Origin of the sequence: Vibrio coralliirubri (assembly GCF_024347375.1) — a bacterium.
GTDB classification, from domain to species: domain Bacteria; phylum Pseudomonadota; class Gammaproteobacteria; order Enterobacterales; family Vibrionaceae; genus Vibrio; species Vibrio coralliirubri.
In genome coordinates, this window is sequence record NZ_AP025471.1 from 106234 (window position 1) to 125624 (window position 19391).

A 19391-nucleotide genomic window follows, 5' to 3' on the forward strand; every position below is an offset into this window, starting at 1 on the left:
GTCACCCCTAATTATAATTGTTATTTGGAAAATGAGCGTCTTTTCAATTTCGGCACTTCTTGACTAAGCAGACCCCAGAGCTACGCTTATGATCATCGACAACCCAATCGATGAACACACTTTTCCTCAAAAAATAAATGGAGTCGCGATGTCATCTGCCCATATTGCAAACAATCTCAGTGAACTGATTGGCGATACCGATCTTGTTAGAATCAACAGTCTTTCAGAGATATCAGGTTGTGAGATTCTTATTAAGTGCGAACACCAGAACCCGGGTGGTTCGATTAAAGATAGAGCGGCACTTCAGTTGGTTATGGATGCAATAGAAGCCGGTAAGCTTAAGCCGGGAATGACAATCGTCGAAGGCACTGCTGGTAATACGGGAATAGGCCTTGCTCTAGTCGCTAAATCCCTCGGTTACAAAATGTTGGTGGTAATGCCAAAAGGGCAGGCACAAGAGAAAGAGCGTATGATCTCGCTTTATAACGCTGAACTGTTATTGGTCGACCCTTGTCCTTTTGCAAACCCTGAACACTTTTACCACACGGCTAAACGGATCGGTGTCGAAAATGAAGATTATTGGTGGGCAGATCAGTTCGAAAATCTCAGTAATTATCGAGCGCACTATTTAAATACTGGACCGGAAATATGGCAGCAAACCCAAGGGAATATTGATGCTCTAGTTTCTGTGGTAGGGACTGGTGGAACCATTGCCGGAAACTCACATTATCTATCTGAGCAGAAACCCAATCTCGAAACTTGGTTAGTTGACCCAAATGGGTCTGGCATTTATTCGTTTCTACGTAATGGACACTATCAATCAACGGGAAGTTCGTTCACGGAAGGGATAGGGATCATGCGAACGGTTGAAAATTTCAGGCAGGCAAAAATCAATCGTGCAATCACGCTTCCCGATCAGGATTTGGTGACGATATCCCGAGTTGTTGCGGAGCATGACGGTATTCTTCTAGGGAGCAGTTCGTCATTGAACGTAGCTGGTGCACTATACGCTGCGGCTAGAATGGGGAAAGGGAAAACCATCGTTACATTTAGCTGTGACCTTGCTGAGCGGTCGTATTCGAAGCTGCACAACGAAGCGTTTCTGAAAGAAAAAGAGATACAGCTTAATAAAGAAAACCTTTCTCAACTATGGGCGCGTTATCAAGCAGAAGATGGCAGCATGGTTGTCAACGTATAGTCGCTTTAAGTTAGTAACAGACCAGTGGTCTGCCAGCTCTTTCGTTAGCGCTGAATATCCGTTAGCGCTAAGCATCCGGTTAGAGCTAAACATACATTAGCGCCAAATCCGGCACTATTGCTTGTTATTAGGGTAGTGAATCACATTATGAAATACGGTGTTTCCTTCACCGATATTTTTGTAGGCATGGGTCTGGTTGGCATTGAAGCGAACGGCTTGCCCTGCGCGTAACGTATGCCACTCACCATCAAACATCACGGCCATCTCTCCTGAAATACATAAGATGTGCTCAGTGACGCCAGCGTTATGTGGGGCGGATTCATGCTGGTAATTGGGTGCTAGGGTGAGTTCGAATATTTCAAACCCTAGTGCTTCCTCAAAAGGAAACAACAAACTGACGAAAAAGCCAATGTTGTATTCCTCATGCCTTAGTTCGTTTGCATCTCTGAATAAACTCGTCAGTTCACTGTCTGGGCTAGAAGCGATAAAGCTCGAAAGTGACACCTCGAATCCAGAAGCTATCTGCCAAAGCTTAGCGACTGTCGGGCTGGATTCTCCACGTTCAATTTGTCCTAGCATTGCTTTGCTCACGCCAGTTTCTTTCGCTGTTTTGTCTAAGCTCCAGCCTTTTTCTTGGCGAAGGCGTTTCAAGTTAACACCAACTTTAATTTCTGTTTGCATATTTTCTCTACAAGTTTTTTATAAATAAGTTGTGCGTTATAGCGCACAGTGCTAGGTTTGGTCTATGGACGTTATAACGCACGCAGGAAGAGATTAACATGACTAAGCTAAAATTTTCTCACGTCAGTACCGGCTTTATCGCTGTTTTCATTGGTTATGCGAGCGCCGCGGCGATTATTTTCCAAGCGGCAATGAGTGCTGGAGCAACCGAAGAACAAGTGGCGTCATGGTTTTGGGCGTTGGGAATTGGCATGGGCGTAACCACAATACTGCTCTCGTTTTACTACAAGAAGCCTGTGGTTACAGCGTGGTCGACGCCTGGAGCAGCGTTGTTAATCACATCTCTTGAAGGGCTGACAATGAATCAGGCTGTGGCCGTGTTTTTGTTCAGTTCGATGTTGATCACGTTAGTTGGATTAGCGGGGATATTTGAGAAAGTCCTAAAACAGATCCCAACATCGATTGCCTCTGCGATGCTCGCGGGGATTCTATTGCAATTCGGTTTGGGTTTGTTCACGTCGTTAATGGAAGAGGCACAAGTCGTAGCGGTCATGCTCGCTGTATTTATTCTGGCGAAAGCGCGGTTAGGAAATTTACTGATCCCAAGCATTTTCATCATCGCACTGGTCATGTGTGTGGGGTTTGGCAAACTCGATGCCAGTCAGGTGACTATGGGATTAACGACCCCAGTGTTCATCACGCCCGATTTTGAGTTCTTTTCGTTGTTCAGTGTCGGTATCCCACTGTTTATAGTGACGATGGCTTCACAGAACTTACCGGGATTTGCGGTTCTAAAAGCGAACGGATATCAAGTCGATTCATCGAAGATCATTACCACCACCGGGGTGACAGGTTTGATCTTCGCACCGTTTGGTGGCTTTGCGTATAACCTTGCAGCGATTACGGGCGCTATTTGCATGGGCCCGAATGCGGATAGTAATCCAAAGACACGTTATATGGCGGGGATCTGTATGGGCGGGTTTTATTTGTTAGCTGGCGTGATGGGGATGTCATTTGTGTCGCTGTTTAGCGCCGTGCCCTCCGAGATTGTCATTGCGGTTGCTGGTTTAGCGGTGATGCCTACCTTGATGAATTGCCTTACGATATCAATGGCAGACAGTCATTACCGAGAACCCGCACTGCTTACTTTCTTATTCACAGCTTCTGGCACCAGTTTACTGGGGATCGGCAGTGCATTTTGGGGTTTGTGCATCGGGTTGTTTTGCTGCTGGTTACACAATTATAAAGCTAAGTCACGTGGAGCAAGCAACACTTCGCAAACTTCGTCGTAATCAAACGACCCAAGATTAGGATCAGGTTCGCTGTGAATTAGAAACACCAGCAAGTTGTTTGAGTAGTAAGCCCAGTCATACTCGTGACTGGACTTGCTTACAAAGGAATAAAGCTACTTAACTTCGTATCTCAGTAGCACTTCATTATCGAGAACGACATTTGTCGACCAGATAAAGCTTGCGCCAGCACCACTGAATTTTTCGATAAAGTTCATGTACGCTTTTTTATTGTTCACGCCAATATCGTCTTCTGAATATACCGATGCTTGAGGCCAAGATGTTGAATCGAACTCTTGGTTCATCCAGTTGTTTGGTGTTTCCCAATGAGCGGCGTAGGCATCTTGACCTTGGTCAGTTCCTTCCGTGGTGCAGCTTTCAGAAAGACGTTTCCCGTCCACCTCACTCAAGCAAGTCAGGTCATAAATCGGTGAGGTATAAAAGGTTTGTGCTTGCCATTCTGGTCCTGTCACGGTTCCGTCACTAAAGCTCGCGATAAAGCCACCATCACCAGCGTGGTATGCCTTTCCGCGGTTATCTTCGCTGCCAAGACCTAGGTTTTCTTCCCAATCAATCACTTTCACCGCAATCGTGTAAGGCTTCTTCACCTTAAATTTGACGATGTTTGAGTTAAACGGTGTGAAAGGAACAGTGTCTACCGCGATTAACTTGCCGTTGATATAAAGTTCGAAATAGTTATCGGCAAAAATATAGCCTGTTATTTCTTCTCCGTCTTGATCCACTATAGCTACAGGTACAGAGCTTTGATCGACTTCGGCTAGGCTGCTTGGTGTGGTGTTTGAGCACTCTTCGTAAAGATCAAAGGCTTTTGGCCCTGTCGCAAAGTTGTTCTTGGCTGGAACCGTCCAAACCTTTCCTTCTGAGTCCGTAATTTCCCCGATGCCCGCCACTCGGCTACGTCCGTTTGCACACTCAAAGAGATTCGATTCAACGATGGTCGCCAACCCTTGAGTAATACTCGCTGAGCCTTGGTAATCACTGATGTTGCTGACCGAAGGTGTATCTGATGATGGTGAGCAGCCTGTTGCGAGCAAAGCAACCGATGAAAGGGCAAGGGCTTGATATTTTGTGATGATCATTGATTGGGTATCCGAGACGGGGTGATTTAAATAAGCGTGGTTCAAAATAAGCCAAGTGCAAGTAAGTTAATTGAAAACAAAGCTATTTCAAACAAATCTGAGCTAAGTAGCTAAGTAGCTAAGTAGCTAAGTAGCCAAGTAAGCCGTGAACTCAAAGCTGATAGCTGGAACGACGAAACTAAGCAAGAGCCAAAGCAATTGTGAGGTACCACGCTTATTGTTTGATGAGGCATATATTATCCGTACGAATGTAAACAAACGTAAAGCTGAGTAAGCATGGGTAAAATAGCGCTTTTATCGAATGATCACATCAGCTTGCGCGGAGCTTGCAAAAATACTCAGCCCGAAGCGGTTTCAGGTTGTGATTGAGATAGTATTTTGCTATAAAACGCGCATAATCTCGCTATACAACATTTAAAGAAGAATTTACCTATGACTACCTTTCAATACTACTTTCACCAACTGCCTTGCTTCGACTGTAAAAAAACGACAGTAAGTACTGATCTTGGTTGGTTAACGCCTGCGATGAAAGACGATGCTATCGCACAAGTGACAGCGACACTTGCACAAGGCGAGGTTACTCCTGATCTTTCAGCAGACGTGGTTTGTACGAAAGAAGAAGCTCGCGAGTACTTATTGCTTAACTTCTTTGGTTATTCAGAAGAAGAGCTAGCATGCGTAATTGAAGCGGATGATGAAAAAGAAGTGGCAGACGAAATTGCAGAGCTAGTAGAAGAAGGTAAAGACACTATCACCTTCGAACATGAGATTGCTCTTCAGTGCTGTGCAGACTGCGATGTTGAAGACGAGTCAAACTAAGCTTTTGTATTAAGAGTATTAAACTAAGTACTCTTATTAAGGTTCATCATGAAGCTATGATGTTCTAATGATGAAAGGCGTTAGCGAATTGAAGTTCGCTAACGCCTTTTTTGTCTCTCTGTTTCTTATCTTTAAGCGGCATTCAATTTTAAGATGTTGTGCTTTCTATAATGCCTTGTTTGCTCAGTTGCGAAAGGATCTCTGCGGTCTTCTCTCTGAATAAATCTCTCAGTAGACGCACAGTAGGGGTAATGGATTGGCGACTTGGACACACTAACCACAGCTCGGTAGGGGTCGGCTTAAACTCAGGCATAACTTTAACCACTTCACCTGAAAGCAGATGAGGTGACATGTCTAAACAAGATTTTATTGCCACTCCTTTACCTGCTATACACCAACGTCTTACAAGGTCTGCGTCGTTCGAAGCGCGATTTCCTTTTAGTTTCACTTTATGATCTTGAGTACCGTCGTTAAAGACCCACTCGTCTTGTAACATGTCATGGAGTTGGTAAAGCAACCCATTGTGCTTCGCTAAGTCACTCGGGTGTTTTGGTGTGCCCATTTCAGCCAAGTAGTCAGGAGCTGCACACAATATCCTCGGCACATCGCATATCTTGAAACCATACATGTTGGCATCGGTCGGGGAACCGTAACGCAGCGCCATATCGACGGAATCTCGGTAGAAGTCGATATTGCTATCGCTGATGCTAGTACGAAGCGTCGCCTTTGGGTATTCAAGCAAGAACTCATCAAGCCAAGGAGTGATTAGGTTGCGCCCTAGATCCGATGAAAGCGCAATTCGAATTTCACCATCAAGAATACCGAGCTCTTCGCGCATGTTGAGCTTTGCTTGCTCCAACATCTTTAAGGCTTGTTCGCATTCCGGTAAATAACGTTCGCCTGCTGAAGAGAGCCTTAGGTGGCGCGTGGTTCTTACAAATAACTCCGCACCGAGTGCCGCTTCAACACGTTTTACTGCTGCACTCGCTGTTGCTGTACGCATATCAAGGTTGGTTGCTGCAGCGGTGATACTGCGAAACTCCGCCACTTTCAAAATGACCTGTAAGTCTTCAAGAAGCATGTTATCTACCTGTATTGAATTATGTTCTAAACATGGTGTTGGGATATTTCCCCATCACAATCTGCAAATGGGTTATCTCTACTTATCGCTTCTAAGTTAGCTTCAAACACTTAATTGTCAAAACTAATTTGATAATAATTCAAATATGAGGCTGTTTTTCATTAGTAATTTTCTCACTATCATTTTCCCATATCGACAACGTAGCGCAGTACACATCGTATGGACGAAGCTTACGATCTAGGGGGATAAGATGACTAAGAAAATCACAATGGGTGTAACGGATTTGTCGTTCCACTGTACGACCGCATCATTGGTTGCCAATGTATTGAAATCCATGGGTTTTGAGGTAGAGCGTATTTTCTCTCCACATCAAGAGAACTTTGAAAAGCTGAAAACAGGCCAAGTGGATATGCTTTCTTCGGCGTGGTTGCCATCAAGTCACGGTATATACAAAGCGGGCGTTGAAGAAGTTGAGCCACTTATCGAGCTTGGGCTTCATTATGAACCTTATGCTTTGTGGGGCGTACCAGACTATGTGCCTGAAGCGGCGGTTTCTGAAGTCTCTGATTTATTAAAAGCTGAAGTGATCGAGAAAATGAACTTGACCATCCAAGGCATCAACCCCGGCGCTGGTATCACACGCTTCTCTATCCAAATGATGAAAGACTATGGTCTGAGCGATGCCGGCTACCAGTTCTTTCCTGGCAGTGAAGGCGATTGTTTCAGTGCATTTGAAAGTGCAGTCGCAAATAAAGAGTGGGTGGTAGTGCCACTGTGGAAACCTCAGTTTTTGCACTATCGTTACGATATTCGTGAGCTCAAAGAACCAAAAGTCCTACTCGGAATTGTGGACAGAGCAGTGCTTCTTTTAAGAGATGATAAGAAGCATCTGTTCAGCGAGCAACAGATTCAGAAGTTGGATTCCCTACGCTTCTCAAACGACATCATCGCAGAGCTGGATTACAAAGTTTGCCGTGAAGGTAAACCACAAGATCAAGTCGCACATGATTGGTTGATTGAGAAAGGGATTATTTAACTTCTAAGCCGTTGGTAATGCAGTGAGACGTCTGCGTTACCAAGATAACGGCAACATTATTATCAAAAATTATTTGAGAATTATTCAAATATTAGGCGGTTTATCTAGAGTGAGAATTGACTAAGATTAATTCGTCTAATTCAAGGAGAAGCACCATGTCAGTACCATCAAAAATGAAAGCGATCGGATTTACTCAATCACTTGCGATTACAGAGCAAGACAGTTTATTTGAGTTTGAAACGAGTCTGCCAGAAATAAAAAATAATGACTTGCTGGTAAAAGTGAGCGCGACTTCTATCAATCCTGCTGACGCAAAAATTCGTATTCGTAATGCTAAAGATAAAACTCTTGAGCAGCCAAAAGTGCTGGGCTACGACGCAGTCGGCGAAGTTGTTGGCAAAGGTGGTGACGTTGAAGACTTCGAAGTCGGTGACCGTGTGTACTATGCGGGTGACGTAACACGCATGGGTGCTAACGCAGAATACCAAGCTGTGGACTACCGTATTACCGCTAAATCGCCTAAGAGCCTTTCTGATGAGGCTGCAGCCGTTATGCCACTAGCAACACTTACCGCTTGGGAAGCATTGTTTGACCGCCTGCGAGTTCGTCCTGAAGAGAAAAAGTCTATCCTGATCATTGGTGGAGCGGGCGGTGTTGGTTCAATTACGATTCAACTGGCTAAGCAACTCACCAACCTAAATGTTATCGCGACAGCTTCAAGACCTGAAACGGAGCAGTGGGTAAGGGATATGGGGGCGGATCATGTGGTGAACCACCGTAACCTTGTCGAGTCAGTGCGAAAGCAAGGCATTCAACATGTCGACTACATCTTCAATGTTGCTGATACAAAAGGGCATTGGGATGCGATGGTTGAGTTGATCGCACCGCAAGGCATGATCAGTTCGATTGTTGAATTTGACGGTGGAATTGACTTATCAGCGCTGCAAGGCAAATCAGCAGGCTTTATTTGGGAGCTGATGTTTACACGTTCGTTGTTTAACACCGAAGATATCCAGAAGCAGCAAGACATCCTATTCCAAGCCGCAAATCTGATTGATGCGGGCCGTATTAAAACGACGCTAACCTCGACCCTAAATGGCTTTAGTGTGGATACAATCAAAGATGCACACCAACGTATTGAAAGCAGTGCCTCTATTGGTAAAACTGCCATCAAATACTAATTGCTGATGCTTTAATCCGCCGTTGTTTTGAATCGTTGACGGTTTAAATAGATGAAGCCCCTGATATCTTATTACTAGTCAAAAGTTATCAGGGGCTTATGTTTGCGGTTTAGTCAGATTCTGGTGATGTGATAGGTTGCGATGTTTTGAAGTGAAGCTGTATTAGGTCTAGCTCAAAAGGCGATGCCTGTTTGTCTGCAATCAAAAAGCCGATTTGTTTGATGTCTTGTGCCCTAAGTTCCGGCGCATCGCTCAGTAGCCGACCTCTGAACACCGCTTGAAAATCATCGAAGTGGAACACCTTGCTAAACTGCTCTCCCTTATTGGTATCGAAATCGTGTTTGTATTGAACTCGATTGCCGTCCTTTGAAGTTGTAAACCTCAGTTGGTAGGTGCGACCATCACCAACAAAAACTAGCTCTGCACTATCTATTTCATGGGCTGGTGATTCAATGGAGCGCTTTACAGAACTGAAACCACCATTGTTTTCTAACGATAGCTCGCCCCTAAATCGACTCATATTATCAAGATAAATAAGCTCGCCAGTTGAGATGCCACCCATTACATCGTCGTTGGTCACTGTCCAGTTTTGATACTCACTCGCTTGTGTAAAGTCGATCATGTTTGTCCCTGTTGCATCTGCCTTAAGACTTAACGAATGAAGGCTGAGTAGAAGGAGTAAAGGTGTGGTTAACCTAAGTGGTAACCGCGTTTTACAATGGGTTCCGTTCATCATTTTCTCCACTGCTTCCCCATAGGCTTTGCGTTGTTTACTCAATAGCGATGGATAGTTTATGGAGAGGGTTCAGTTTCAAGCATAGCTAAACATCGCTTGATGAAGTCTTCATAGTTCGAGGTTTTGTCGTATTCGATCTTCAATGAGCCGTGGAACATCAGGGTCACGGTAACGTCTCGGTAGCTCAACCAACAGGTGTAACCATCGTAATCATGCCACGCTACCATCTCGCCCAATTGATATTTGCTATCCAATTGCTTGCCCGAGGAGCGAATGCAATCGAACACTCTGAGAAACTCTAAAATGGTGATTCTGTTGTCCATGTACCACTCCCGCTGCGCAGTCGATGAAAAATGCTAAGTGCTTGTATTTGAATTAACTACGGTTTGGTTCTACATTACGATCACTGTGGGGACTCGAGTACTCAATCGCTGTAGCTCTTTGGTCAAAGGGCTAAGATAAACATAAGAAAGGCGTTAGTAGACCTGAGTTTACTAACGCCTTTTTCATTTAGTGTCTTTAGCTGGCTCTATGGATCTTCAACTCAAACCGTCAGTTAGAAATCATAGAGCACAGCGGGGTGCCTAGAAATAATGAAACACCGGAGGCTCATGCATTAAGAAGTTTTGATGCGAGATGTTCCAAGCATAAGCGCCTGCTAGAGTGAACACCACATAGTCACCGATATCGACCTGCTCGATATGTTGATTTCGTGCCATAACATCTTTTGGCGTGCAAAGTTGTCCAACTAGTGTGGCGGTAGCATGGCTTATCGGATGTGAAATGGTGGGTTGTTGATTACTTTTTACGATAATAAAAGGGTGATCATGGTTTTGTGCAGCCGGTGTACGGAAATGATGTGTTCCACCACGTGCAATCACGAAGTTCTCACCAAGGTTTTGCTTAATATCCAGTACCTCCATCACGTAATAGCCGCACGGTGCCGAGATATAGCGGCCACATTCAAAACGTAGCTTCCAGTCTTGCATATGTTCTTTAGCAATCAAGAACTCCAACTTGTCGCAGAACTCCATCCAAGGAAAGTGTTGCTGCGGGTTTTGGTAATTGATTCCCATCCCTCCACCAAGGTTGATGATCAGCTCATCGAGTGAGAACGTCTTTTGCCACTCTTTGACGACTTGGAAATAACGTTGCATCAAGGCGAGGTGGCGATCGACTTCAAGTTGATGCGACATCAGGTGGAAGTGGAAGCCTTTTAGCTTGATCAAGGGAAAGTCGCGCAGATACATCAAGGCGTTATTGAGTTCACCCTCATCGAGTCCAAATGGAGTGGGTTTTCCACCCATGGCTAACTTGCTAAGTGTGATGTCACCAATGTCTATGTTCATACGCAAGAAGATCGAAGCAGGTCGATTCAACCTCTGAGTTAAAGCACCAATGCGTTGTAACTCAGTGAGGCTTTCGACATGAATCGCATCGACATCGAGTTCAATTGCTTGCTCCAGTTCACTTGGCATTTTCCCCGGCCCACCAAAGATCAGTGGTTTATTGAGTTGTTGCTGGTGGAGGTGTGTAAGCTCTCCGCCTGATGCCGCTTCGAAACCATCAACATAAGGAGCTAAAGTACGTAATATCGGCGCTGAAGGGTTCGCTTTGGCGGCGTAAAATAGATCTACGTTTTTTGGTAATACATGGCGCATCTGCTTGATGTGCTGCTCCAATGCATCGAGGTCATAAAGATAAGCACATAATGGTTGCGTTTGTTGCTTGGCCAATTGCTGTATTTCTTGGTGGATGCTCGCAGGAAGTTGAGGTGAATTAAGCATGGTGAACTCCTTTTGAATGAGTAGGCCAAGGCGCGACTACTTGGGTGTACCCAGACTCTTTATCAGCATTTTTCATCAAACGGGTTGTGAAGTTATTTTTGCTAGGGAAATGACCATCGTTGAGCAACGACATAAGTTCGGGTTGCTGACCATTGATCGACTGCCAGCGGACGATAGCGTCTTTTAAAGTTCCCCATAACGTATTTTCAAGTGCTGAGTTCCCCTCTGCGATAAAGAAAATGGCCTCGCTGATATTGTTTATGAAGGTGCAATAGCCAATACGGTTCCAACCTTGCCCACGGCTGTAGTAAACCGATTGACGAGCACGTTCTGAAAGCTGCTGAAGTGTTTCTGACGGCCAAAATTCGCGCAGTAGCTTGGTGCCTTCTAAGTCTCGAATCCATACACAGCATGGCATGCCTTTTTCAAATCCAATCAATGTATTTTGTAAGTGCGGTTCAAACGCAACCCCATGTTTGAAGTAGTAGTTAAAGACGCCCGGAATCAAACAATGCAGATAGCGCTCAAACCACAGCGTGGCGACATTTTCATATTGGGATTGTGTTGTTTGCGCTTTTTGTTTGAGTTGAGTGGCGATGCAACTGTTCCCGTTTGTGTCGTAAGCAAAGAGCGCACCCGCTAACGTTGGCTGCAAAATATCGGTTTCGCTTAAAGTGAAATTCTCTCGATATAAAATACCAAATGACTCTCGAGCCTTAATAACATCAGCATGTTCTTGTTCAGCCACAGATTCTAGATTCAATGTGGTTGCGTAAGGTTCTGTCATTACCTTGAAGACAGGATTACGTAACTGCTCACTCTCTTTGATGGGGTGCAGAATTGAGGTTAATTGAACGGCACTATCGAGCTCATACCATGCGTTCTTACGTACACAGTTGGTTAAACGTACATTGATGGAGAACTTAGCAAACCAATCCATATCTGGGTGATACAGAGTGCGCACGGATGAGGTGGGTAAGAGTTTTTCTCCACCTAATCCAAGCGGGATGATTTTGCCTTGTTCAATGGCCGTTTTGACCACTGGGTTTTGCAAAAGTGTGTAACTTTCCCAAGGGTGGCAAGGGTAAAGCATGGTAGTTGCTGAATTGTTCTCGTCTGGTGCAAGTTGTTCAAGCATGGTAGTTGGTGAGGTTCGGTTATCTGAACTCAAGACGTCGAGCAACGCAGAATCCACCTTAAACCAATACAGAGGAACTTTCGCTCCAACCTCAGGGGAACACGCTAGCAGATCATCGATACTGACACCTGACCGACTCTTTGGCGTTGGGTGAAAAGTATGTCCCCAAAGTAACGATTGCTCTGATGCGATAAACGCATTGTGATGCTGCGGTGAGCCGTCTGAGTTTAGGAACTGCTCGGTGATCAACAAACTGTTTTCCATTTGCTCGATCAATTCGTGATTGAATGGAATCGTCAGCACTTGTTTTAGGTAACTGAGTAGAAGCGTCAGGGTTTGCGTTGCGTCCAGCTTACACCAAGCTGTGCCGGGCATTTTGACCCAAGGTGTATCGCAGAGCTTCACTTTTCCCAGTTTGCTGGTGTACTCAACAGGTAAAACCGTCAAGCCATTTTTCTGAGGCTGACTTTGGTGAGGTAGGTGAATGGCCACGCGCTGGTGAGCGTTGTAGTTTCTTTTCAAAGTTTGAGGCAGAGAGGCTGAACTGTAGCGCCAATCAACCTGCTTATTGGGTATCGCGTATTCACGTAAGTAACAATTCATCACACCCATGATGGTATTGAGTTGGGCTTTTTCTCGGTTTAGCAGTACTTTTTTACGATTTTGAAGAACTTGGTCTTCAGTGGAATATTCACTTGGAGATAATTGAGTCTTTAACATGTTGATGTCCAAATTTTGGATGGATGATCAGCGCGATAGCAGCAATGCCACTGACCAACATAGAAAGTATGAAAGGAACCTCAAGCCAGTCCAGGCTTGATATGAAAGACGCGCTCAACCCAGCCGCAACGCCACCCCATTTAGACATAGCGTCAAAGCGCGAAAATACTTTTCCGCTTTGTCGTTGATCAATTTGGTTTGCTAACGCTTGATGCAAGCCGTGATAACAGCAAACCATGCCAAGTCCGAAAACGATACGAGCAATAATCAACACTTCTTGATAAGGAGTGAGATGCATTGCGGCACCGAGTGAAAGCAAACCAAAGCCCAGCCATAAAGTACGCTGCGCTTGATTGCGTTCAAGCTGGTGGCGATCAATCCATTCTGAGAACAGATGAACTTTCCCTGCAAAGAGCAGATAAACACCATGTGGGAGGGCATACAAAAACCCAACCCATGCTTGATTCGTCACGCCATATTGCTGCACATAAGGCGAGAAATAGGGGAACGTGACGACCATGGCGAAAGCAAAACTGAACTGCGCGGCAAACACCCAATAAAGAGTATTTAACGAATTGGCTTGGCTGCATTGAGCTTTATTCGATGCTTGATCTTTTATAATTCCCTTAGATCTCGTTAAGTCATCAATGGGTAATGTTAAGGTGATCACTAGCGCGAATAGCGGCAAAGCAGACAGCCACAGATACGCGTTCAACGGGTTGGTTTCCGATAAACTCCAGCCAAGCCCTATCGGAGCAATAATTAACGCCAGACGGGCAGAAAGCTGAGTTTTATTAAGTGACTTACCGAGTGTTTTCGCATCGTTAATTTGGCTGGATAAGTAGCTGTTTGAGGCGGCCATGGTGCCACCAAAGGTTCCTTGAACGATAAGACCAAACACAAACATTGAGAGATTATCGGCTAAGCCGCACAGCGCGAAGCCTGCTGCAAGCCCGAGTTGAGCACGTAGTAGAGAGCGACGTCTGCCATATTTATCGGCAAACTGCCCCCAAAAACGCGCCGTAACGGCCGTGCAAAAGGTGGGTAAAATGAACAGTACCCCCGCCCAGTCCGAAGTAATGTTTGCATCCAGTGTTGGCAATACCATTGGCAAAAACAACGGCATTCCCAAGGCTGCAAACGCGGCGATAAAGTGGCTTAAAAGCACACAATAGATGAGTTTGGTCATAATGGGCTAACTCACGCTCTGCTTGATGTTTTCAAGGTAAGCGTGTTGTGCTTCTTCGCTGGCTAGCAATAAAAAGTTCGGTGCTGACAAGCCATAGAACTTATTGATATCACTGGCGCCAGATGCTTCTTTAGACAACAAACTACCCGAGCTCAAAAGATACTTAGCGTATAGATTGGGTGACTCAAATAACATCTCGTTTGCGAGCTTGGTGTTGTGTCCTTGTTTGTCCAACTGGCTAAGCTGTTGGGAAAGGCTATTGGCTACCATTTCATACAGATAAGCTGACGTTGCGATTCCTTTCGTCGCCATTGCTTCGACAATCGCGGCAATGTCTAACTGCAAAGTAATGGTGGTAAACATCTGACCAAGAGCAAGCTCGCTGTCTACTGTGATGCGTTGGTCTAAAAGATGCTCGCATTTTACGGGTGATTGTTGTTCAAACGTTTGGAAACGCTCTGGCCAAATACGCGCTGCATCGTTGTCTTTCATGGCTAAGGTCATCTTGCCTTGCCCATCGAATGCGATGATGGCGTTTTGTTGGTTAGACTCCAAAGCGATACCGTAACGAATCCACAATGTAAGGTGCACTTTGCATAGCAGATCAACGTAATCTTTAAACCAAGTCAGCGTATCTTGTTGATAATACTGTTCGGCGAGATGTTCCAAGAACAAACGTCCATCAGGCATTGGGCTAGCAAGGGCTGCCACAGGCACCAGTGCTTTGTCTTGGAAGTAGCTCAGCGGGTATTCACGTACAATGTAAGCAAAGGTTTTATCGTCTCCAACATGGCCGCCATGTTTCTCATTACAATGGTAAAGCGTGCCGTGTAAGTCTTGATCTGTTTGCTCTAAGTGTGTCAATAAACGTTCAAACCAATGCCCATCATAGAGTGTGGAGGGTTTGATTAGGCGAATGTTTTTAGTACCTAAAGAGCGCATGATCAGCGGTACCTTGATGTGGATCTGTGGTGCTTGATTCACGACCACAGTGCGCACTGATAAAGTTGGAGTCACCTCAAGGCATGCAACCGGAGCCTCAATAACACCGTCAGGAAGTTCATCAAGACTCCTTAGTGTTAATGGATGTGCGGGGAATAACTCATGGCTAAGAGCAAAGTCGGCGGGCAGACCCACTTGCTCCATCGTTGGCCAACATTCTGGTTGTGGACTGGTCAATGTAACGAGTGACTTTTCGATTGCGAGCCAACGAAGTTCAAAGCTTTGTGCAAATTCTGGCGCGAATTGCTCTAGGTCGTGATCGCTTAAACCGAACTTAGCACGTGCTGTCGGATAGTAGGGGTGGTCAAGATAGGATGCGATTTGATCGGCACGTAATAGCTTTTGCTCCCAACGTTCTAGTTGAGAAATCGGCAGCATGAGTGCTTCCGAGTGCTGGTTGAAGGCGTTATCACACAATCCTTTGTGTTTTTCTGCACATTCGAGTTCTTGCAAATAACCATCTAATAAGGAATGCGAACTTTCGTGAGCACTTGCTTTCAGTAGTTCGATCCAATCTTGATAGTGCTGCTGGGTTTCAACGACACCATTTCTCTCGATGAGCCAACCATCACCTTTCGATCCATCCGGTTGGCCGTATACCCAACGCTGCATGTAATAGCTCGGAGCAACGGGTAAATAGAGTGTAAAGTCTGAACCCGCAAAAATAGCCCAAATTTGATTACGAGGATAAGAAGATAGTTTGAGCACACTCGGGAGTTTAGACTCAAATCGGCTTTGAGAAACTAATCCAAACAAATCTTCACGCAAGCACGTATCGACTAAGCGTTGAGTGAGGTATAACGCGTTTTCATTCATGCTGTTACCTCGTTTGTTGCTGTTAGATTGAAGCGAGAGATTGCCTGTTGTAGAGCGAGTTCTAGTGTTTGACCAGAAGGAGAAACGACCGAAATTCTCGCTAAGTAATCCTTGTTGGAGAAACTTTGTTGGAACGTCTCACCAACCTTTTTAAGCACTTGCTGCTGAATGACAATATCGCCCTCCTGGTGAATGAAAGAGGTTGATGATCCTTCAATCAAACCGCTTTGTTGCGCCACTACATAGTGCACATGGGCACTGCCATCAATACGAAATGTAGGATCAAGTTTGTGACCCAAGTGAAGATTTAAGATGGTATGGAACCAATTCCCGCCACAGAGGTTATCAAGCAAAAATTCTCGTCCATCACCAATACTTCGATAGTTGATCTCGACCAGTACCGGCCCCGAATCTGTGATGATGAATTCGCTATGACAGACACCAAACCCCACCCCAAATGTTTGAAGCTGACGTATACATTCTTCTTGGTAGTGAACGCTGTTAATACCATTCCAACTCGCAGCGGTTTCGATGAAGTAAGGTGGCGCAGAGAGTTCTACATCAAACCCACCAAGTGCGACTAAATTTTCCCCGTCGCCAATGGTTTCGACAGTGATAAGCGGACCTTGTAAAAACGCCTCAACTAAAATGGGAGTAGTAGGGTGCTTTTGCCAAAACGTATCGCAATAGTTATCCAGCTCAGCCGCAGAATCGCAGCGCTGCACGTCTAAACTAGCCACGCCCTCCTTGGGCTTAGCAACGACAGGAAAATCGAAATCGGATACAGGAGCGCTCTCTCGACTTAACAAAACACTCTGAGTATTAGGTAACGATTTTTCGTTGAGAACCTGACGAGTTAAGTATTTGTTTTTCGCCTTGAGCGTCACATTCCAATCTTTAGCTGGTAGGCCAAAGAACTGTGCACAGATTGCGGTTGAGGTTTGTAGGTGGTCGCTGTTGCTGAACACAGCATGAGGTTCTAGATCTTGCTCTGTGATGATTTCGATGAGTTCAAGAGGGTTGAACACATCGCACTCTAGAATTTCATCTGGATTGAAGCGGTCATCTTCATTCGCCAGTTTTAAGTGGTTGAGCTTTTGGTCTGTGACTAAAACGACGTGGTGACCCATCGCTTTTGCTGTCGGCACGAAGCCATGAGTGACTGCGTCATTCACGACATGACTCACGATAATAATCGTAGATTTCATGGGCTTTTCCTAATTTTCTAACGTTGTTGTTACCTACTCACACATGACTTCCAAGCGGTCTCTTTCAAGGTTTAAGGAAAGAGTGTTTTGTTATAGCTTTGTTTTTATTGATTATTTTATCACTACGCTTGTTGCATAAGGGAAACAAATATAGATCATAAAATTTATATTGCAAACACAAATGATATTTGTTTTCATTCGCACTATTGTGATTTTATAAACTAAAACGGAATTAGAAAATGAACATTAGATTGGCCTTGTCCCCGCTCGCTTTGGCAATTGGAGGCGCATTAACCGCAATGACCACTATGTCAAATGTAATGGCAGCAGAAGACGTCGCGGTAGACGAAACCCTGCAAGTTATTGGTCACCAGTACGAAGGTTACGCGGAGCATATGCCGCAGTCGGGTACCAAAACGGATGTTGAATGGTTGGATGTACCGCAGGCAGTATCAGTGGTCACAAAGACGGAAATGCAAGACCGCGGTGCTGTACGTTTGGTGGATGCTCTTGATGGTGTTGCCGGAGTTAACAACACGCTGGGTGAGGGGAGCCGAGACCAATTTGTGATTCGTGGTTTTGATGCTCTCAACGACATGTACCGTGACGGCATGCGTGATGACGGAACGCTTCAATCGTACCGAAGCCTAGCGAATATCGAACGTGTCGAAGTGGTCAAAGGCCCTGCGGGCGCACTTTATGGCCGAGGTTCAGCGGGCGGTATCATTAACTTGGTCACCAAGCGAGCTAACGGAGATAACTTCACTCACGTTAATGGCAGCGTTGGCAGCAACAATCTGTTTGTTGGTCAGGTTGACAGTTCGATGGCGTTTAGTGACAAAGTCAGCGGTCGTATCAACGTGGAAAGTCGACAATCGGATTCTTATGTAGACCACGTCAACTCGAATGACTTCTTTATCGCACCCACCATTCGTGTATTACCAGCGGATGGTCACACGATTGATCTCGATGTCGAATATGCTCACCAGGAGTTGGTGCCATATCGTGGTGTTCCATCAAAGAATGGTAAGCCTGTCGACGTCTCTGAAAGCACGTTTTATGGTGGCACCAACGACTATCAAGAGTCAGACAGCATTCGTGTTGGCGTTAATTATGAATGGCTTTTGAATAGTGAATGGGCATGGACAAACCGCGCAGCATATAACCATATCGAACTTGAGCAAAAGGGTACACGCCAAGGAACGGTAACTGGGAATGAAGTATCTCAGACGGTAAATAACTTCGGTTACGACCCTCGTACCACAACCACAATTCAATCTGAGCTAGTTTGGGAGACCGATTCGAACCAAATGATGATCGGTGCGGATTACAATCAGATCAATATCGACTTAACGCTCGCAAGCGATAAAACCTTACCTTCGAAAGATATCTATAACCCAGTAGCAGGCCCAACACCTGATCCGGGCTTCAAACCTTTCCGTGATAACACGACAACGACGACAGGTGTCTACATTCAAGACGTTTACACCTTTGGTGATCTTTCAGTGATCGGCAATGTGCGTTACGACTCGATGGAGCTTGAACAGCAAAAAGCGGGCTCAGCAAAAGAGAATCTAGACGATGACAAATTGAGCTACCGTGGTGGCTTGGTCTACCGAATCAACAACGATATGTCAGTGTACGCAAGCTTAGCTCGTTCATGGCAATTGCCTTACTCAGGTATCTACATCAACCCTAAATTAGCAGAATTCTTCCACACCGATCTAAAAGAAATTGGCGCAAAAGCTTACCTATTAGATAACGCTTTGATGCTGAATGCCGCGGTCTTCCAAATCGATCAAGAACAACCTGAAACCAATATAGACGGAGACGTTGTTAACAAGATCGAGGCTCGTCACCAAGGTATTGAATTAGAAGCTCGCGGTCAGTTTACCGAGCAGTGGGACATTTCGGTGGGCTATAGCTACCTCGATGCAGAAAACAAAGAGACAGGCAAAAAGCCGAACGATGTGTCTGATCATCTGTTCTCTCTTTGGAGCACTTACCAGTTAGATGACAACTGGCGTTTGGGGGGTGGCGTGAAATACGTAGGTGACCGTTACGCGGGTAATGATGAAGCTGTAGCGTTGGGTGATTACACCACGGTTGACTTGATGGCAGCGTACACCACGGGTCGTCACAAAGTTCAAGCGAATGCTTACAACGTGCTTAATGAGAAATACATTCTGGGTGCAACCAACGGCACGTCTGGTACTAACCAGATCGGTTACGGAGCGCCAGCCGAATTCATGCTCAGCTACGGCTATCAGTTTTAAAAGCTAATTCAGTTCTAGAGTTCGTTCATTTCTAAGAGCTCTTTCTACTCTAAAGACGATTGATTTGTTCACTACAAATGAGTGAACAGTTGGCTTCATTTTGAGGCCGTTTAGCCCATAGGATTAAAGCGCCG

General features: G+C 45.3%; 16 protein-coding genes. 6 read left to right on the forward strand and 10 right to left on the reverse strand.

Going from position 1 to position 19391, the window contains the following annotated elements; genetic code table 11:
• Positions 1 to 148 precede the first annotated feature (148 nt).
• Positions 149 to 1198: a cysteine synthase A gene (locus tag OCV20_RS17145; RefSeq protein WP_086775091.1), complete on the forward strand. Its 1050-nt coding sequence runs from the start codon at positions 149 to 151 to the stop codon at positions 1196 to 1198.
• Positions 1199 to 1312: 114 nt separating this feature from the next.
• Here the strand turns inward: OCV20_RS17145 and OCV20_RS17150 are convergent, their stop codons facing one another.
• Positions 1313 to 1879 carry a helix-turn-helix domain-containing protein gene (locus OCV20_RS17150; protein WP_086775069.1) on the reverse strand — a complete coding sequence of 189 codons (567 nt, stop codon included), beginning with the start codon at positions 1877 to 1879 and terminating at the stop codon, positions 1313 to 1315.
• A 98-nt stretch (positions 1880 to 1977) separates the two neighbouring features.
• Between OCV20_RS17150 and OCV20_RS17155 the strand changes: the two genes are divergently transcribed.
• Entirely contained in the window at positions 1978 to 3171 is a 1194-nt protein-coding gene (locus tag OCV20_RS17155; protein ID WP_086775070.1) for a benzoate/H(+) symporter BenE family transporter, read from the forward strand.
• A 113-nt stretch (positions 3172 to 3284) separates the two neighbouring features.
• Here OCV20_RS17155 and OCV20_RS17160 read toward each other — a convergent pair whose 3' ends face one another.
• The gene (locus OCV20_RS17160; protein WP_086775071.1) at positions 3285 to 4268 is read right to left on the reverse strand and encodes a hypothetical protein; all 984 of its coding nucleotides are present in this window, start codon (positions 4266 to 4268) and stop codon (positions 3285 to 3287) included.
• Between the two features lie 432 nt (positions 4269 to 4700).
• On the opposite strand from OCV20_RS17160, the gene OCV20_RS17165 reads away from it, so the two are divergent.
• Positions 4701 to 5087 carry a hypothetical protein gene (locus tag OCV20_RS17165; RefSeq protein ID WP_086775072.1) on the forward strand — a complete coding sequence of 129 codons (387 nt, stop codon included), beginning with the start codon at positions 4701 to 4703 and terminating at the stop codon, positions 5085 to 5087.
• A gap of 148 nt (positions 5088 to 5235) precedes the next feature.
• Here OCV20_RS17165 and OCV20_RS17170 read toward each other — a convergent pair whose 3' ends face one another.
• Positions 5236 to 6168, reverse strand: coding sequence for a LysR family transcriptional regulator (locus OCV20_RS17170; RefSeq protein WP_086775073.1), 933 nt, complete (start codon positions 6166 to 6168; stop codon positions 5236 to 5238).
• 268 nt (positions 6169 to 6436) lie between these two features.
• On the opposite strand from OCV20_RS17170, the gene OCV20_RS17175 reads away from it, so the two are divergent.
• Both OCV20_RS17175 and OCV20_RS17180 read left to right on the forward strand, forming a co-directional pair.
• Positions 6437 to 7204, forward strand: coding sequence for a glycine betaine ABC transporter substrate-binding protein (locus OCV20_RS17175; protein ID WP_086775092.1), 768 nt, complete (start codon positions 6437 to 6439; stop codon positions 7202 to 7204).
• Between the two features lie 155 nt (positions 7205 to 7359).
• Positions 7360 to 8385, forward strand: a complete 1026-nt coding sequence (locus OCV20_RS17180) for a zinc-binding alcohol dehydrogenase family protein (protein WP_086775074.1) — start codon at positions 7360 to 7362, stop codon at positions 8383 to 8385.
• A gap of 109 nt (positions 8386 to 8494) precedes the next feature.
• On the opposite strand, the gene OCV20_RS17185 is transcribed toward OCV20_RS17180, so the two are convergent.
• The 7 genes from OCV20_RS17185 to OCV20_RS17215 all read right to left on the reverse strand — a co-directional run bounded on the left by OCV20_RS17185 (position 8495) and on the right by OCV20_RS17215 (position 16981).
• Positions 8495 to 9130 carry a CIA30 family protein gene (locus tag OCV20_RS17185; protein WP_086775075.1) on the reverse strand — a complete coding sequence of 212 codons (636 nt, stop codon included), beginning with the start codon at positions 9128 to 9130 and terminating at the stop codon, positions 8495 to 8497.
• 47 nt (positions 9131 to 9177) lie between these two features.
• Positions 9178 to 9444, reverse strand: coding sequence for a DUF3081 domain-containing protein (locus tag OCV20_RS17190; RefSeq protein WP_017077457.1), 267 nt, complete (start codon positions 9442 to 9444; stop codon positions 9178 to 9180).
• Between the two features lie 261 nt (positions 9445 to 9705).
• Entirely contained in the window at positions 9706 to 10908 is a 1203-nt protein-coding gene (locus tag OCV20_RS17195) for a type III PLP-dependent enzyme (protein WP_086775076.1), read from the reverse strand.
• Positions 10901 to 12766 carry an IucA/IucC family protein gene (locus OCV20_RS17200; RefSeq protein ID WP_086775077.1) on the reverse strand — a complete coding sequence of 622 codons (1866 nt, stop codon included), beginning with the start codon at positions 12764 to 12766 and terminating at the stop codon, positions 10901 to 10903. The genes OCV20_RS17195 and OCV20_RS17200 overlap by 8 nt, the downstream gene beginning before the upstream one ends.
• On the reverse strand, positions 12738 to 13955 hold the full coding sequence (locus tag OCV20_RS17205) for an MFS transporter (protein WP_086775078.1): 1218 nt from the start codon (positions 13953 to 13955) through the stop codon (positions 12738 to 12740). Before OCV20_RS17205 ends, OCV20_RS17200 begins: the two co-directional genes overlap by 29 nt.
• Before the next feature lie 6 nt (positions 13956 to 13961).
• The gene (locus OCV20_RS17210) at positions 13962 to 15773 is read right to left on the reverse strand and encodes an IucA/IucC family protein (RefSeq protein ID WP_086775079.1); all 1812 of its coding nucleotides are present in this window, start codon (positions 15771 to 15773) and stop codon (positions 13962 to 13964) included.
• Complete coding sequence (locus OCV20_RS17215) at positions 15770 to 16981, reverse strand: ATP-grasp domain-containing protein (RefSeq protein ID WP_086775080.1); 1212 nt, start codon at positions 16979 to 16981, stop codon at positions 15770 to 15772. The genes OCV20_RS17210 and OCV20_RS17215 overlap by 4 nt, the downstream gene beginning before the upstream one ends.
• 239 nt (positions 16982 to 17220) lie before the next feature.
• On the opposite strand from OCV20_RS17215, the gene OCV20_RS17220 reads away from it, so the two are divergent.
• Complete coding sequence (locus tag OCV20_RS17220; RefSeq protein ID WP_086775081.1) at positions 17221 to 19257, forward strand: TonB-dependent receptor; 2037 nt, start codon at positions 17221 to 17223, stop codon at positions 19255 to 19257.
• Positions 19258 to 19391: the final 134 nt, after the last annotated feature.